The sequence below is a fragment of the Myxococcus sp. CA023 genome (genome assembly GCF_010998615.1).
GTDB lineage: Bacteria > Myxococcota > Myxococcia > Myxococcales > Myxococcaceae > Myxococcus.
In genome coordinates this window covers 1-16,617 of sequence record NZ_JAAEAH010000086.1, presented here as the reverse complement: position 1 = coordinate 16,617, position 16,617 = coordinate 1, and the positions used below count along the sequence as shown (strand labels likewise).

14 protein-coding genes are annotated in these 16,617 nt (G+C 66.7%); 8 read left to right on the top strand and 6 right to left on the bottom strand.

From position 1 onward, the window contains the following. Positions 1 to 261: 261 nt before the first annotated feature. Together F8M74_RS30570 and F8M74_RS30565 are read right to left on the bottom strand one after the other, a co-directional pair. Complete coding sequence (locus F8M74_RS30570) at positions 262 to 1,278, bottom strand: hypothetical protein (protein WP_228565741.1); 1,017 nt, start codon at positions 1,276 to 1,278, stop codon at positions 262 to 264. A 163-nt stretch (positions 1,279 to 1,441) separates the two neighbouring features. Then, on the bottom strand, positions 1,442 to 2,512 hold the full coding sequence (locus F8M74_RS30565) for a hypothetical protein (RefSeq protein ID WP_228560530.1): 1,071 nt from the start codon (positions 2,510 to 2,512) through the stop codon (positions 1,442 to 1,444). Between the two features lie 237 nt (positions 2,513 to 2,749). On the opposite strand from F8M74_RS30565, the gene F8M74_RS30560 reads away from it, so the two are divergent. The 4 genes from F8M74_RS30560 (at position 2,750) to F8M74_RS30545 (ending at position 5,883) form a co-directional block, all read left to right on the top strand. Beyond that, the gene (locus F8M74_RS30560) at positions 2,750 to 4,666 is read left to right on the top strand and encodes a S9 family peptidase (protein WP_141257712.1); all 1,917 of its coding nucleotides are present in this window, start codon (positions 2,750 to 2,752) and stop codon (positions 4,664 to 4,666) included. Between the two features lie 242 nt (positions 4,667 to 4,908). After that, positions 4,909 to 5,406 carry a hypothetical protein gene (locus tag F8M74_RS30555; protein WP_228560528.1) on the top strand — a complete coding sequence of 166 codons (498 nt, stop codon included), beginning with the start codon at positions 4,909 to 4,911 and terminating at the stop codon, positions 5,404 to 5,406. A gap of 24 nt (positions 5,407 to 5,430) precedes the next feature. Then, positions 5,431 to 5,628, top strand: a complete 198-nt coding sequence (locus F8M74_RS38195; RefSeq protein WP_228560526.1) for a hypothetical protein — start codon at positions 5,431 to 5,433, stop codon at positions 5,626 to 5,628. 36 nt (positions 5,629 to 5,664) lie between these two features. After that, on the top strand, positions 5,665 to 5,883 hold the full coding sequence (locus F8M74_RS30545; RefSeq protein WP_141257714.1) for a hypothetical protein: 219 nt from the start codon (positions 5,665 to 5,667) through the stop codon (positions 5,881 to 5,883). Positions 5,884 to 6,075: 192 nt separating this feature from the next. Here F8M74_RS30545 and F8M74_RS30540 read toward each other — a convergent pair whose 3' ends face one another. Both F8M74_RS30540 and F8M74_RS30535 read right to left on the bottom strand, forming a co-directional pair. After that, on the bottom strand, positions 6,076 to 6,549 hold the full coding sequence (locus F8M74_RS30540; RefSeq protein WP_228560524.1) for a hypothetical protein: 474 nt from the start codon (positions 6,547 to 6,549) through the stop codon (positions 6,076 to 6,078). 311 nt (positions 6,550 to 6,860) lie between these two features. Beyond that, on the bottom strand, positions 6,861 to 9,746 hold the full coding sequence (locus F8M74_RS30535; protein ID WP_141257716.1) for a YncE family protein: 2,886 nt from the start codon (positions 9,744 to 9,746) through the stop codon (positions 6,861 to 6,863). Positions 9,747 to 10,050: 304 nt separating this feature from the next. Here F8M74_RS30535 and F8M74_RS30530 point away from each other — a divergent pair, with 304 nt between their 5' ends. From F8M74_RS30530 to F8M74_RS30515, 4 genes are all read left to right on the top strand, one after another. After that, complete coding sequence (locus F8M74_RS30530) at positions 10,051 to 12,753, top strand: LuxR C-terminal-related transcriptional regulator (RefSeq protein WP_141257717.1); 2,703 nt, start codon at positions 10,051 to 10,053, stop codon at positions 12,751 to 12,753. 192 nt (positions 12,754 to 12,945) lie between these two features. Continuing rightward, positions 12,946 to 13,494 (top strand): GNAT family N-acetyltransferase, encoded by a 549-nt coding sequence (locus tag F8M74_RS30525; RefSeq protein ID WP_141257718.1) that lies wholly within the window; start codon positions 12,946 to 12,948, stop codon positions 13,492 to 13,494. Continuing rightward, positions 13,491 to 13,751, top strand: coding sequence for a YdeI/OmpD-associated family protein (locus F8M74_RS30520; RefSeq protein WP_141257719.1), 261 nt, complete (start codon positions 13,491 to 13,493; stop codon positions 13,749 to 13,751). The genes F8M74_RS30525 and F8M74_RS30520 overlap by 4 nt, the downstream gene beginning before the upstream one ends. Positions 13,752 to 14,907: 1,156 nt before the next feature. Continuing rightward, a complete protein-coding gene (locus F8M74_RS30515) occupies positions 14,908 to 15,606 on the top strand; it encodes a hypothetical protein (protein ID WP_153881051.1) in 699 nt (232 codons plus the stop codon). Between the two features lie 40 nt (positions 15,607 to 15,646). Here F8M74_RS30515 and F8M74_RS30510 read toward each other — a convergent pair whose 3' ends face one another. After that, positions 15,647 to 16,021, bottom strand: a complete 375-nt coding sequence (locus F8M74_RS30510; protein ID WP_141257720.1) for a cupin domain-containing protein — start codon at positions 16,019 to 16,021, stop codon at positions 15,647 to 15,649. Between the two features lie 191 nt (positions 16,022 to 16,212). After that, positions 16,213 to 16,413: a cold-shock protein gene (locus F8M74_RS30505; protein ID WP_011555276.1), complete on the bottom strand. Its 201-nt coding sequence runs from the start codon at positions 16,411 to 16,413 to the stop codon at positions 16,213 to 16,215. Positions 16,414 to 16,617: the final 204 nt, after the last annotated feature.

The window sequence follows — 16,617 nt, the reverse complement described above, 5'->3', positions numbered from 1 at the left end:
GGCCCTGCTCTCCGCGCGGACCCGCGGGGCCCTGCGGCCCCGGAGGTCCGCCCGCGGGGCCCTGGGGCCCTTGCGGTCCCGCCGGCCCCTGGGGGCCCACGGGCCCCTCAGAGGAACAAGCGGTGGTGAACAAACAACACAGCAACAGCGGGAGGAGTGCTCGCCCGAAGGAGGTCTTGGTCATTGACGAGCGCGTGCCCTAGCAGCTTGCCCTCGCGCGGAGCAAGGCCGTCCGGAAGCGGGGGCGGAGCAGCCCTCCCTTTACCAGGTGTAATAGCAGGCGTTGCTGCAGTTCGTGCCGTTGCAGAGCGCGAGGTCAGCGTAGTTATGGCAGGCGGGGACGGTCAGGTCCGACATGGTGTAGCGGGTGATGATGTCTCCGCAGGCAAGCACGGCGTCCGCCGTGCCCGAATTGTCGGCCACCGACATGGCGTTGGAGACATACGAGGAGCCGCTCGCGGGCAGGCCCTCGGTCCACCGGCCCATGGTGACGCGCCTGGCGGCGAGGGCCGGAGCGATTGGCGCCCCGAGCTTGACGTTCCCCATCTGTCCAGGAGTGAGCTGCACGCTGTCGGCCCCCGCGCCTCGGCTGAAGTTGAAGGTCACCGGCCCATTGCCCGCGCAGTTCAGCACGGCGAAGTGCATGGAGTGCCCTGGATGATTGAATGACAGGGACCCGTTCCAGTTGGTGGCGCGCAGACGGACTCGCGTCGCGGTGCCACGAACCCTGTCGCAGGCGAGCAATTGAGGGGAGCAGTCGCCGCCGTCCTCACTTCCGAGTGGGAAGTCACAGTCCGGGGAATTGCAGTAGTAGTCGCTCGTGAAGGCCGTGTGGATGACCTCCTGGCTTGGGTCCCCGCAGGTGGGGTCCCCATAGACGGAGGCAGCCCAGGCGCGGTTCGAGGCCGAGCAGCTCCCGGCGAGCGAGCGAGGCTCATCGGGGAAGGTGGTCGGTAATGCGGAGAGCTCTGCCTCATTCTGCCGCCGGAGCTGCTCTCTTTCGCCCTCATCCATCGCGACGAGCGCGTGGTCCGCCAGGGCCGGGGGCAGCGCGTGCCCCTCGGGTGCCACGGCCAGGAACACCTCCGCCGCCGAGTGTTTCTGGAAGAAACGAGGGGCCACGAGTGGACGCTGCGGATATTGGGCGATGACGGCCACGTTGACCGCGCCCCCCTCTCCCTCGAGCCAGAGCACATGGCTGTCAGAAGTCCCGATACGGGCAATCTCGCGCGGTCCGGATGACTCGGTGGGCGCCGCCCACACGGGGAATGCCCCCAAGAGGGAGAGGGCACCAGTGCAGGCCAGCGCTCGGAATGAACGGGGCGACGTCATAGCGGGAACTCCGTGAGGAAGGACGGCGCTCATTCGCCGTCACTCCCCTGAACGGAGCCGAGCCCCGATTTCCCTCACCGAGAAACGAAGAACCCTGGCCGCGGTCCTGTCACTCCTCGAAGAGCGAGAGCTGCCCCAGCGAGCGCAACGCTCCCACCGCCTCTTGCGGAGTTGCCCGAACACGGACCTGCGACACCGGTGTCGTGCCCGTGAGGTCCACTTCCATGAAGGACTGCACACCGGCGCCATCGAGCAAGTTGGCCAGGGGCATCCACTGGGCGCCGTCGGCGCTTCCCTCCAGCACCAGCTCGCTCATGGTGCCCGACACCCCGAAGTTGCGCAGCACGGCCTTGCGAGGCACTACGGACCGCGAGAGCTGCACGGCGACTTCACGGACGCCCTCTTGGAAGAGCACAATCCCGCCGAGGTCGCCGTTGGTGACGCGGCAGGGCGTCTCGGCGTTCAGGTAGGTGCACGCCGCGCCACGGCTTGCCGGGACGCGAGCAAGGCGAGGCAGGACAACGTCATCACTGGAATAGGTGAGGCCAACCGTCACACCTCCCGCAGTCGCCTCGCGCGCGGTCGTGACGGAGGCCTTGAGCCCCTCCGCGTCCTCGAGGACGTAGTCGCTCAGGTGAACCGGAGAGGAGGCCTTGAGCACCTGCCAGGCCTCCCTGGCGCTCGACGGGCGGAGGTACAGCACGTGCTCATCGTTCCCGGCACCGTGGGTGGCGGACAGCGGCCGGAAGCCCACGCTCACTCCCTGCGCCTCCGCGGTGGCCGTCAGCGTGCCGGTCCACTCCCGGAAGACGGGCAGCGCGACCTCCGACTGCTGGATGAGGAAGAAGGCCGAAACGCGCCTTCCCTTGGACTGCTCGGGCGAGCGGGCCACGAAGCAACGCGCGATGCTCCCGTTGCGGGTGTCCGCCCCCAGCAGGTCGACCTCGAAGGTGCCATCGGCGCGGGTCTTCACCGACCTCCAGCTCGCCGAGAAGGCAGCGAACGCGCATGAGGAGTTCTCACTGCGGTAGAGCTTCAGCAGCACGTCCGAGAGCGGCGCGCCCGCCTCGTCAACGAGTCGTCCACTCAGGACGATGTCCAGGTCCTCCGCCACCTTGCTCTCGGTACAGCCGCCCGACATCGCCAACACACCCAACGTCAACGTGCGCATCCATCGCATGGGAACCGCCTCCACCGGTGAGCCTGGATGTCAGTGCAAAACCGGTGCAGAGGCCCGCTTCCTCTAAGGACGGGAGCCCGGGCCGGTCCGTTCCTGACAGTGGCGTCCTGGCGCGCCTCCTACGCAGGTGCCACCGCCGCTTCGCAGCGCCTTCCATCTGGAAACTCGTCTCCCGCCCCCAATCACGCCACAGTCTCGTGCACTCCCCTGCTCCACCGCCCGACTTGTGGAACCCCCATGCCCCCCTGGTCCACCCTCACGCGAGCCCTTGTTGCCATCGTGGTCCTTCCCTCACTGGCGCTGTCCGCTCCCCGCGCCGGGACGACCAGGCCCACAGGCCCGGCAAAGCGTTACACCGTCGAGCAGTTCATGGAGACGACCTCCGTACTCGGTGCGTCCTTCTCCTCGGATGAGCAGCGGGTGCTGTACTCGTCGAACGAGACCGGCGTCTTCAATGTCTTCTCCGTCCCGGTGACAGGAGGAAAGCCCACGCAGCTGACCCGCTCCACCCAGGACGCCTCCATCGCCGTCGCCTACTTCCCCACCGATGACCGCGTCCTCTTCACGCGAGACTCGGGAGGCAACGAACTCGCCCACCTCTACGTGCGCACGCTGGACGGCCAGGAGAAGGACCTCACTCCGGGCGACGAGCACCGCGCGTCCTTCTTCGGCTGGAGCCAGGACGGCGCCGCCTTCTACGTCCTCACCAACGAGCGCGACGCACGCTTCCAGGACCTCTACCGCTATGACGCCAAGACGTATGCCCGCACCCTGCTCTACGCGGGCGATGGCGAGCATGTACCCGGCGTCCTCTCCCCGGACGAGAAGTGGCTGGCGCTGGAGAAGTCACAGACGCTGTCCGACAGCGACGTCTACCTCTACGAGTTCGCCACCCAGCAGCGTCGGCACCTCACCGCGCACGAGGGCTCGGCCAGTTGGAAGGCGGCGACCTTCGACCCGGCGTCCTCCGCGCTGTACCTGCTCACCAACGAGGGCTCCGAGTTCATTCGCGTGGAGCGCCACGTGCTCGCCACTGGGAAGCGCGAGCTGGTGGAGAAGCTGAACTGGGACGTGCTCTCCACGGTGTTCTCGCGACGTGGCACGTGGCGCGTCACCCGCGTCAACGAGGACGGCCGCACCACGCTTCGGGTCCACGACGTGAAGGCCGGCAGGCGCGTGCCCCTGCCAGGGATTCCAGAGGGGGCGCTCTCCGGTGTGAGCCTGTCCCGCGGAGAGAAGCGAATGGCCTTCCACGTCGACGGAGACCGGTCGCCCGGCAACCTGTACGTCTACGACTTCGAGACGAAGAAGCTCACCCGCCTGACCGACACGCTGGGCCGGGCTCTGGACGCCCAGCACCTGGTGGAGTCGGAGCGGGTGCGCTTCAAGTCCTTCGACGGGCTGGAGATTCCGGCGCTGCTCTACAAGCCCCATCAGGCCACCGCGAAGCAACGCGCCCCCGCCATCGTCTTCGTCCATGGGGGACCGGGAGGACAGTCCTCCAAGGGCTACAGCAGCTTCTTCCAGTTCCTCGTCCACCACGGCTACGTGGTGCTCGCCGTCAACAACCGGGGCAGCGAGGGCTACGGCAAGTCGTTCTTCACGGCGGATGACCAGCAGCACGGCAAGGCGCCGCTCCAGGACTGCGTCGAGGCGAAGAAGTACCTGGCCGCCCTCCCCTACGTGGATGGCGCGCGCGTGGGCATCCTGGGCCCCAGCTACGGCGGATATATGGTGCTCGCGGCGCTGGCGTTCCATCCCGACGTCTTCGCCGTGGGCGTGGATGCGTTCGGCATCTCAGACTGGCTGAGCGCTCTGCGAGAGCTGCCGCCCCACAAGGAGGCCCTGCGCGAGGCGCTCTACCAGGAACTGGGCAACCCCCAGACGCAGGAGGCGATGCTTCGAGAAATCTCCCCGCTGTTCCACGCGGAGAAGATTCGCAGGCCCCTGCTCGTCATCCAGGGCGCCAACGACCCGCGCGTGCCCAAGGCCAAGACGGACGCGCTCGTCGAGGCCGTCCGGAAGAACGGCGTGCCCGTCGACTACTTCGTCCTCCCCAATGATGGCCATGGCTTCAGCAGCACGAAGAGCGAAGCGGAGACCTCCGTCAGAATCCTCACCTTCCTGGACCAGTACCTCCGACGGAGCCCCTGAAGCCGCGAGCACGGCTTCACACTTGTGCAACTGCATGCACAGTGGCTGACACGGCCTTCTGATATTTCGTGGGGTTTCGCGTTGGCATGCCCCTTGATGGGTATGGGCACATGAATCTCAGCTCCCTTCGCGTCCGTGCTCTTGCTGGCCTCGTGTCCGCGCCGATGCTCGCGCACGCCCAGGAAGAACCGCCTGTCGCACCCCATTCCGCGCCTCCCGCTGTCCATGGGGGAACCCAGAGGTTGAGCAGCGCGGCGGCCCTGGGCGTGCACTCGCTCTCGGTGGACTCCGTCTCCCCTGCGTCGATGGCCTTCATCGTGGACATCGAGCAGCCCCTGTCACCGTTCATCTCGGTGTTCGCAGGCGGGCACGTGGGCGTGAACCTGAAGGCGACGGGCCTCCAGGCTGGCGGCCGCGTCTATCTGACCGGGAGGCCCTTCCAGGGGCCCTTCCTGTCCGTCCAGGGTGATGGCACCTTCTTCGACGCGGATGAGGATGTGTCGAAGCTCCGCGCCTCTGTCAGCGGACTGGTCGGATATTCGCAGCAACTGGGCAACCAGTGGCATATCGCCCTGGCGGGCGGCGCTGGATTCAGCCACCTCCGTCAGGAGACCGAGCTGCCGCGCTCCGCGACCTGCACGCTGTTCTCCTGGTGTCTGCTTTCGAAGCCTGAGCGCACCGTCGAGACAACGCAGACGCTGCATCCCGTCGTGAGGCTCACGGCGGTACACCGGTTCTAGGGCAGAAAATGCGATGATGGCCTGATGAAATCGGCATTCAAGGGTGAGCAGGCGAAGGCCGTGCTCTCCCGGTGGCACGACCATTTCCGCGGCCGCCTGCGGATGCCGACGGAGAGCCGGACGGTGCAGACCCGCGTCGGTGACACGCATGTGCTGGTGGGCGGTCCAGAAGCCACGCCCAACGTGGTCGTCCTCCACGGCGCGCTCGCGAGCTCCGCCTGACTGCCCGCGGATGCGATTTCGAGATAGGTTGACACCATGGTGCCTCTGACCGACCGGGCTTCGCTGCCTCAGGAAGCGCGCTCCGCCCTGGAAAAGAAGCTGGCGTCCCTCACGCTGCTCCAGGACGTCGTGCGCTGGGGCTTCGCGAGCTCGCCGCCGCGCGATGTCACGGAGGTCATCGTCCAGGACGAGTTCACCCACGACGTGGTGATGCCGTGGATGGAAGGCAGCTACCTGGTATTCGACACGACCTGACTGGGCGGAGTCACTTCGGTCTCCGTGTGGGACCACCGACCCAGCGCAGATGAACTCCTCGACGCCCGGCTTGCATCCGGATGGACGCCGACGCCCACGAGCACCGTCGACGGCGACATCATCATGGGACATGCCGCGTGCAGAGTGCCGCCTCAACGGCCCTGACAGCCGGCCGCCTCGGCTGCCCGCTGGTCATGGCGCCCTGTGCCCCCCCAGCAAGGGGGAAGGCGCGCTCACGGCGGGCGGCAACGTGGCCGGCAAGGCTCCCGCGGTGGCACTGCCGAACATGCGCCGGATGTGGTCGCCGTAGAGGGTGATCGTCAGCAAGCCAATCAAGACGAGGAATGAAAACGCGGCCACCACGGTCGCCGCCGTGCCCAGGAGCGTGACCGCCTCCTCTCGCTGCTGGCTCCAGATGCGACGGCAATCCCCCGTGACGACGGTCCCATCCGGCCGGCGGTAGAGCCGGACACAGACACTCCCACCGGGCTGGAGCAGCGCCTCCACCTCGAGCGTGGTCATCTCGCTCAGGTTGTGGACGGAGAGCCTGCAGGCACCACAGTGCCGGACACGTGCATCCCCTTTCATGTCCTCCCAACGCATCTCGCAGGGCGTCGCGATGGTGAGGCGTTCTGTCAGGGTGCGTGTGTCCATGACGGAGGACATTATGGGACACGCCCTTCTACAGACATCGGCCATCCGCCCGTAGGACGAATGACCGATGCCTGGGGCGATACGGAACCGGGGACGGCGGGTGCCCCCCAGGCGCGGCGCGTCCCCTCCAGCGGCCCGCCAGAAGGTCCCAGCACGCCGTCTCGCCCGTACGCGCCACAAGACTCACACTCCTCCGAGCCTCGGCCCGGTGCTGGCTCAGTGCAAAGGGAGGCGACAGTTGGCAAGCCCACCGGTGTGTTGAGGCTCCGATGGGTTGCGACTGCGCCCGTCTCAGCTCCCGCCGAGACCAACACGCTCGCCGGCTACTGGCCGTCGAGCCTGCCGTCCAGGTTCCGATCGAGCGCGATGCGCGTACCGGAACCAGGAGGAACCGCGGTGAAGGTCACCTCCTGCCCCGCGGTGTTCGCCAGCGCTCGGAGCGCCGCGGTGGAGATGTTCGCGCTGCCGTCATCGGGCTTCCAGGTCCCGGGACCCCGTTCGTACAGGAAACCCTTCACCCGGCTGCCCACGGCCACCTTCGCGACCACGTCGGCCTCGTAGGTCGCGCCACCGAGCACCTTCGACGCGAACTGCGCTCGGGCTCGCGCAATCAGCAGGTCGATGCGCGCCCCCACGTTGGCGGCATTCGATGCCGTGAGCGTCACCTGCTGGCCGACAATCGGCGCCAGGTCGGTATCCGCCGCCAACATGAAGTCCTCCATCTGGCGCCGCTCGGTGTCGTTCCGGAAGCCCACGAGGGGCCCACCAATGCTGGTGTTGGAGAACACGATGGCACTGAAGAAGCGGAACATGGTGTCCACCGCGCCATCATGCGTGAAACCGAAGCCGCGAACCTGGTCGCCCACTTGCCCCGTCTCCGGATGCAGGAAGAAGCTGCTGTCCGGGAAGCCGAACATGCCAACCTTCGTGTACATGTTCCGCACGTGGGGAATCTTCATGATCTGACTGATGCCCTCGAAGCTGGAACGGGTATCCGTGCCGAAGAAGCCCCGCGCACCGTCAATCGTGTGACAGCCATTGCAATTGAACCCGTTGTCATCGCCTATCGCGATGCCGTCCACCCGGCGGCTTCCGAAGTAGAAATCGCTCGCCGCCTTTTGCGAAGCCGTGAGCGCGTTGTCCAGCCTGCGAATGGGGTTGGGCGGCAGCTGCACCTGGAGTTGGAAGGCCGTGAACGTGTCCATCTCCGCCTCGGTGGGCATCGACGCGCGGCCCAGCAGTTCCGGGAAGGCGACGATGAAGTTCTTGAAGGACATCTCCTCCCCGCCGGCATCGACACCGAAGAAGCCATTTGAACGGTCACCCCGCCAGTGCATGGCGCCCTGGTTCGACATGCCGCGCAGAGTCTGCGTCGTCATGGGCCCCTTCATCGGGTGGAACTCGTTCTGCTTCCCCGTTCCGTTGATGGGTGAGCTCGGGTGGCCGGTGAAGGAACGGAAGATGCCAATCTCGAGGTCGCTCGCGAGGCGCATGTTGATGGGATTTGCCGCCACCGTCGCATCCGGGTTGCCCAGGTCCCAGGCGAGCTCGTCCTTGTCACCAAAGATATGGCAACTGGCGCACGACGACTCACCGTTGGCCGATGAGAAGTTGGCGTCATAGAGGAACGGGCGGCCCTGGACGACGGAGGCGGGCTCCGGATTGTAGAGCGACACCGAGGACAGCTGCGCCTTGGTGGCCAGGTCGATGACCTTCACCGCGTTGTCGAAGCGGGTCATCACGTAGAGGCGGTTGCGCGCCTCGTCCAGCACCAGACCGCTGGGCCCGCCGCCACTCACCGGGATGTGGTTGGCGCTCGCGGTGCGCGGGTCGAACGCATCGCTCTCCAGCGACGCCGTGTCGTAGACGCCAATCTTGCTGGAGCTGAACGCGGCAACGTACAGCTTCGTGCCATCTTGGGAGATGACCATCTCCGTCGGCGTGGAGAGGCTGTGGTTCTTCACCGAGGGGTCGAAGCCGGGCTTCCCCGCCAGCTTCGAGTAGTCGATGTGCTTGTTGAGGTGCCGCGGGTAGGCCGTGCCTCCGGAGATGACGGTGATGCGCATCTGCGCGAGGTTTCCCTGCACCGTGCTGCCGCCGTATTCACCGGCGCCCTCGAAGCGGGTCAGGTTGTTGGCTTCGCTGTTGGACGCATACACCACACCCGACTTCGGGTTGGTGACCAGGTTGAAGAGGGTGGTCCCCACGCCCGAGAAGGAAGCCGTCTCCTGAAGGGTGTCCGCGTCGATGGCGAAGACGTCCTTGTCCGGCAGACGCAGGCGCACGCCGTTGTTGAAGTTGCGGCCCAGCGTGTCCTGCCACTGCCCGGCGGCGCTGTTCCACTTCACGATGAGGGCGGTCTCCGGCGCCTTCGCGCCCTCGAAGTTCGTCGCGGGCCCAGGCAGGCCGCCTGGCATGAGGTTGTTTCCGAATGGCGGGGTGTCGGGGAAGACGAGGCACATGTCCCGCTCCTTGAACCCGTCGCACACGCTCCCCAGGCTGACGGAGGTCGTCTGATTGCCGGACTGGGCAATGGCCGCATAGACAGTCTTCTTGTCCGGGCTGGTGGCGAGCCCGCGCGGCGTGTCGCCGAAGAGCGTCACGATGCGCAGGGGCGTGCCGCCCAGCGTCGCCCCGAGCGAAGCCGGGTTGAAGACCCAGACGTCCGCGCGCCCCACGCCAGGCGTGGTCAGCTTCGGGTCCCCCGACCCGGGAACCGCGGCGATGGACGGGTCGGTGCGGTGCTGGCCCCGGTGAGCGGTGGTGATGAAGGCATGGCCGTTGGTGCCGGCGAAGACGATGTCGCGCGGCTCATCGCCCACGAGCAGCGTGCGCACCACCCGCGGCGTGCCCACCAGGCTCACCACGCTGACGCTGTCCGACAGGTGGTTGACCACCCAGACTTCCGTGTTGTTGCGCGCGGCGACAGCGACGGGCTCCAGGCCCACGGGCACCGCCGCGATGAGCGAGAGCCCCGCACTGCTGATGGAAAAGACCTCCAGGCGGTTGTCCGGCGTGTTGACGGCGAACAACCGCGTCCCGTCCGGGGAAAGCGCCAGGGGACGCACGTGCGCGCTGTCGAAGGTGATGAACGAGGGCACCTGGGCCGCCGCGGTGAATGCGGCCAACAAGGACACCACGGCGCACAACGAAACGGCGCGGGCGCGCCAACAGCTCCTGCGCACGCCCACTTGCTGAGTACCCACCATAGGGACCTCCTCACGAGACTGGAAAGCGTTGCTGTCCAGGGATTAGCAGTGGACTTCGCGGCAACGCCCCCACCGAAGGGAGGGGGACCGGCCCCTCCCCACGCCCCAAGGCAGCCACCGGCACGGCGCGTCAGGCTTTGCTCGCGAGCACCCGGCGCCGCAAAGCCGCGAAACTGCGTGTGTAACGCATTGCGGTGTCCATTTCGTGACACTCATTGCGGGGTTGCCTTCGCGCCCCGCAACCCGGTTCACCCGTTTTCCGTGCTCTAGTGACTGACGCAACCGGCCGAAGAGGGACGTCCTCATGCCGAGCCTTCGAAGCGCTCCGGATCTGCTTCCCACGAAGCTCTCCCCTCCCCGGGCGGCGTCCGTGCTGGTGCCGTGTGGCGCCGCGTTGCGGAAAATCGACCATGGGGTGAGCGGGAAGCTGGTGCTGGTGACGGCCCCGCTCGGCTCCGGCAAGACGACGCTGCTGACGCAGTGGTACCGCGAAGCACGCGCGCCGCACCTGCTTGCCTGGCTGTCGCTGGACGAGCAGGACAACGCTCCCGAGCGGTTCTTCGCATACCTGGTCGGGGCGATTCGCCGGGCCGCTCCAGACTTCGACGCGTACAGCACGAGCCAGCCCGAGCACGCGACGGCCGTCATCCTTCAAAGCCTGTGGAGCCTGGGCCGCGAGCTCGTCGTGGTGCTGGACGACTTCCATGTCCTGCGCGAGCGCCCACTGGTGCGGGCCTTCTCGTACCTGCTGGACCACTCACCACCGCACGTGCATTGGGTCGTCTCGTCGCGCAACATCCCCGAGCTGGACCTGGCCAAGCTGAAGCTCACCGAGCAACTGGAGACGCTCGACGGCCGGGACTTGAACCTGGACGGCGAAGCCATCCGCGAGCTGGGCCTGCGCCTGTGTGGCGTGGTGCTCACGCCTGAGGACATCGACTCCCTCCGCACGCGGACGGAAGGCTGGGTCGCTGGCGTCAAGCTGGCGCTGCTGTCGGCGGGTGAGCACGCGAGCGTGAGCGATGCGCTGAGGAAGGCCATTGGCTCCAATCACGACGTGGCCCGGTACCTGGCGGACGCGGTGCTGCGCGAGCAGCCGGAGGAGGTCCGCGAGTTCCTGGTGCTGAGTTCCGTGGTGGAGCAACTCCACGGCGCGCTCTGCAACGCGCTGATTGGCATCACCCGAGGACACGCACTGCTGGGGCAACTCGAGCGGTCGCAGTTGTTCATCCAGGCGCTCGACACCGAGCGGCAGTGGTACCGGTACCATCCACTGTTCCTCGATGTGCTGCGCGCCCAGCTCGCCTGTGACTACGCGGACCGCGTCCCTCGGCTGCACCGTGCGGCGAGCGCGTGGTTCGCGGAGAACCAGATGCCGGACGAGGCGCTGACGCATGCGTTCGCCTCGGGAGACAGGGACTGGTGTCTCGCGCTCACCGCGCGCTGCATGGAGGCGTGGATGCGCGAGGGAGAGCTCGCCTCCGTCCTCCATTGGACCGCGAAGCTGACGGCTCAGGAGGTCATCCGGTCGCCAGCCATCTGCGTGGGCCACATCGCCTGCCTCATCCTGTCCCGTCGCTTCGCGCACGCGACCGCGGCGCTGAGGGATGCCCAGCATCACCTCGACACGGCCTATGAGGTGTCCGCGCCCGAACGCGAGCGGCTGACGAAGCGGCTCGCACACCTCACGCTGCTTCACGCGGTGCTGTCCGATTCGGCTCCGGACACCGGCATGGACCTGGACGCGTCTCCGGGCTCCGAAGAGTCGGACGTCTTCATTGCGGGCGCCGTGCTGGCGGCGAAGGCCTACCGGGCGCTCCGGATGAACCGATTCGATGCGATGCGCCGGCTCGCCCTGAGCGCCCGGGAGACTTTGCAGGGGCACAACAACCCGTTCCTGGTCGGGTACACGGACGTCCTTGTCGCGCTGGCGGACCGGGCGCAGGGAAACATGAAGGACGCCGCTGCGCGTTGCGAGGAAGCCTTCGAGCGCGCGAGTCGTGGACGGCGCAACCCCGTCTGGGCGAACGCGGCCACGGCGCTGGCCAACGCTCGCTACGAGCAGAACCGGCTCGACGAAGCCGAGGCGCTCTGTGTCGAGGTGCTGCCGCTGCTCCCGCAGGCCTCCGTGTTCGAGACGTTCGCGCTCGCCTACCTCATGCTGGCCCGCATCAAAACGGTTCGCGGGAAGTACGCAGAGGCGTACCGGCTCCTGGACTACCTCCACGGCGTGCTCGAGTGCGGCCACCAGACGCGCTTCCTGGCCCATGTCTGCGGGGAGAAGATTCGCCTCTACCTGGTGGAGCAGGCACCCGCGCGAATGCGGGTGGTGGCCCAAGAGTTCGGCCTGGGCGAGCGCATGCGCCGGGGCGAGTGGAACGAGAAGCGCTTCTACGACGAGACGTGGGAGCGGCTCGGGCTCGCGCAGTCGTGGGTGATGATGGTGCGCGGCCGTCACGACAAGGCGCACGCGATTCTGGAGGTGCTGCGGGCCAGCGCGCACGAGGTGGGCTATGTGTCACGCGAGACGGCGCTGCTGGCCACCATCGCGGTGTGTCACTGGCGCGCGGGGGACGCGATGGCCGCGTTCGCAGCATTGAACCGGGGCTTCGCGCTGGCGCAGCGCTTCGGCTTCGGGCGCAGCGTGTTCGACGAGACGCCCGGCCTGCAGGAGGTCGTCATCGCCGCCGCCCGGCAGCGGAAGCTGAGCTACGCGTTTCCGGACCGGTACACCACCCGGTACCAAGACCTGCTATCCGCGGGAGCCCGCGTGCCTCGAGAGTTCGCGGATCCACCCTCCGCGCCCCTGGAGCCACTCACCGAGCGCGAACTCCAGATGCTCAAGCTGCTCGCACAGGGGCTGAGCAATCAGGAGATCAGCGAGCGATCCAACGTCGCGCTTTCCACGACCAAGTGGCACCTGCGGAACGTGTTCGCCAAGCTGGACGTGACCACGCGCACCGCCGCCATCGTCAAGGCGCAGGAGCGCTTGCAGAGGCACCTGTGAAGGCTGGGCCTGTCCGTTGAATGAACGCTCCTTCCACGCCGCGCCGCGCAACTGGACCTCCCGAGCCCCCGCTCCCGGACATGGACAGTTGTCCTCTGGCATGAGAGGCCTGGGGGCGGTTGAATCGGAACATCCGCGCCACCGCATCGTGTGGCAGGCGCGGCGGGGCTCCAGGCCCCAGGAGGAGCGTCCGTGCCCGCAGCGACCATCCCCACCGTCGAGACCGAGCGCCTCGTCATGAAGGGTCACAGCCTCGAGGACTACGAGGAGTGCCTCGCACTGTGGAGCGACCCCGCGGTGGTCCGCTACATCAGCGGCAAGCCGTCCACACGCGAAGAGATGTGGTCCCGGCTCCTGCGTTACGTGGGCCATTGGAACCTGCTGGGCTTTGGATTCTGGGTGGTGCGTGAGAAGGCAACAGGCCGCCTCGTTGGCGAGGTGGGCCTGGGCGACTTTCACCGCGACATGCAGCCGCCCCAGAGCGCCGGGCCCGAGGCCGGCTGGGTGCTCGCCCCCGGCTTCCACGGCAAGGGTTACGCCACCGAGGCGGTACGCGCGGCACTGGCCTGGGCGGATGCCCAACTCAGCCCTGAGCGCGTGGTGTGCATCATCGCGCCCGAGAATGCAGCGTCCATCCGAGTCGCCGACAAGTGCGGCTTCCGACAGACGGGACAGGGGAGCTACAAGGGAGAGCCCTCGCTCATGTTCGAGCGCCTGGCACCGGTGAAGGCTGGGACATGACCATGGCCACGGCGAAGCGACCCACGCTCAAGCGCGCCGTCAACCCGATGCCCGCGAATGTCCGGGCGGCGTTGGTCCAACGCGGGCTCATGGACGCGTACAAGGCGCGTCCGCCGTACCAGCAGAATGACTATCTCGGGTGGATTGCCCGGGCAAAGCTGGAGGCGACCCGGCAGAAGCGGCTCGACCAGATGCTGGACGAACTGGCCGGCGGCACGAAGTACATGAACATGACGTGGTCTGGCGGGCGGAAGTAGCGCGGGGCTCGCCACCAGCGAGCCCAGATGAATACGATACGTTAGACTGCATGGAATGATGACGCGGCTCGCGATTCTCCTAACAGTGGCCTCGGTCTGGATGTCGCCCACCGAAGCACACGCCTGCAGTTGCGCACAAGGTTCCGGCGACATCGCTCGCGACCTGCGAGAAGCCCGGCAATATTCAAACGCAATCTACCGCGCTCGCATCCTCTCCGTGACGCCCGTCCATTTCGGAGGAACCGCCGTCATCGAGGTCTTGGAAGCATTCAAGGGCAAAGTCATCGTGGGTGAGCAATTCGAGCTCCCATCAGGCGGCGGTGGCGATTGCACCGTTGGATTTCAGGCCGAATCAGAATACCTCATGTACGCGGGCTCCGATGGTCCCACGTCAGTGGGGCTCTGCTCTCGCACACGGCGAATTACATCCAAAGAGGACTCCGAGCTGCGATGGCTCAGAACGAGAAAGCTCCCGCCCATTCCCGTTGCGATGCAACGCGAATCCGTTTCGTGCGAGCCTTGCGACATCCGCCAAATAGGTGGTCGGTTGAGTTCACCGCCCGGGGCCCCCCTTGTCCATTCCGTGTGGGGAGATGAAGCGGACGCCGCAATGAAGACTGGACGGCCTTTTTTCACATACTCGACACAGCCATCAGACTTGTCTCAGCACATGGCGGTGGGCAGGTCATGGGATGGAAGATTCTTCGAACTGGTTCAAACGCCGCACTTCAATACCGATGAGCATTGCGTACAGAAGGCCTACCTTCGCTGGTGCTCGCGCCTGAATGTCTGGGGCTCAAGGCCGGGCGCCCACCCTACTTTTCGATGCGTCGAGCCAGGTATCTCCACCCTGGAGTGCAACGAATCGCTGAGCCGCACCGCCGCGTGGGAGCCTGTGGAAGCACTTCCTCCCGCCGAGAACTGCGACTGGTACGCGCCCGACAATCCCCAGTGCAAACTGAGAGGAACGGGAAAACGACTTCCAAAAGGAGCACCGACGTCGCCGTTACTGCGATGCAGCCCCAGCGCAAGCCTTGGCGCCAAACGCCACTCATGTCGAGTCGAAACGGTGCGGCCCCCGTATCCGGTTTCCACTGTCCCTTGAAGTCTGTGCAACGTGCTTCCGTCAGCGGAAGACACCGGTAGACTGGCGGGAATGAGAGCCCTTTTCACGATACTCGTCGCGGCAATCGTGCTCGGCCTGTGGCCGACAACGGCGCAGGCGTGTGTTTGCATCGCGGGCGGGGGCAACCTTCACCACGACCTCAAGGTGGCGCGGGAGCGTGCGAGCGCCATCTATCGAGCTCGCGTCGTCCCGGCTCCCGTTGGCCCCTACTTGGGAACCGTGAATGTCGAGGTCCTGGAGGTCATCAAGGGCCCTGTCGTCACCGGCGAGAAGTTCATTCTCCCCCAGGGTGGCGGTGGCGATTGCCGTGTCCGGTACCAGGGCGACGCGGTGTACCTCATCTACGCCGAGCCCAAGAACCCCAAGTTGATATGGCACTGCTCCCGCACCCGGCCGATGCCCTCACTAGATGATGCGGAATGGGTTTGGCTCACCACGGGGAAGCTCCCTTTCATTCCCACCGTGGTCCAGCGCGAGTCCGTGTCCACCGAGCCGTGCGAAGAAAACAAGAAGTGCACGGCGAAGTGGGAGCCACCGGAAGCGCTCTCCGCGGACCAGTGCCACTGGAGAACCCCCAACCAGGCCCGTTGCACCTTCACCGGTCCCCGGGTCCCCCTCCCAGAGAACGCGCCGACGTCACCGCTGCTGGTCTGCCGGCACGAAGCAGGGCACGCGTCCAGGTACACCTGCACCGTCCAGAAGGCCGCGAACCCAACGCAGGCAGAGTGAGCACCGGCGCCCTCCGGCTGAACGCGCCGTGCCTCGGAACTCACGCCTTCGCGGGCGGCTTCATCCCCGCGTCCTTGCCCTCATCCCGGCCGTGCACGGCCGCGGGCGGACTGGTGGCTTCCACGGCGGAGAAGGTCTCCAACACCTTGTACGTGTGACTGGAGCCACGAGGCACCAGCCAGGAGTCTCCAGGGTTGAGCAGGATGACCTGTCCCTCGAGGTGCAGCTCCGCGCGGCCCTTCAGGACGAAGCCCACGGTTTCGTAGTCCCTCGCGGTCGCGGGTGCCGGTTCTCCGGGCGGTTCGTCCTCCCACAGCCGCATCGACAGGCGGACGCCAGACGCCAGGTACTTCTGCCCCATTTCGCCCTTGGGAGAGTGCCGACTCTCCACCTTCTTCACGCTGGTGTCGCCCATGCCTTCGTCTCCGTTGGATGGCGGCGGATGTGCCGCGCGTCTGCCGGAAAAGGTAAGGAAGGCATCCAGGTGCCGACGGGCACTCAGCACGGGCCGCCAGCCCGGCACACGAGGGGCAAGACATGCGAAGGCCCCGCCTCCCTGCTGGGAGACCGGGCCTCGGGCACACTCAAGGGTGGCCTGCGGGTGCTTCAGACGGCGCGGACGTTCTGCGCCTGCAGGCCCTTGGGGCCACGCGTGACTTCGAACTCCACCTGCTGCCCCTCTTGGAGGGTGCGGAAGCCATCCATGTTGATGGCGGTGTGGTGGCAGAACACGTCCTCACCGTTGTCCTGCGCGATGAAGCCGAACCCCTTGGCGTCGTTGAACCACTTCACGGTACCGATTGCCATGTGACCTTCTTCCTTCTGCTTTGAGGCCGCCGCCAAGGGCTGCCCGATCGACGTGCGCGGAGCGGACACCGCCCCGGCCCCCTAACGACAAACTTCCTGGCGCCGCCTGTCCACCGGGCAACCGCCTTCCGGGCAAGCAGCCGTCCTCCACCGGACACTCCTCTTCCCCCGTCCCTCCCGACAGGGCAGCAAGCCGTCTTCTTC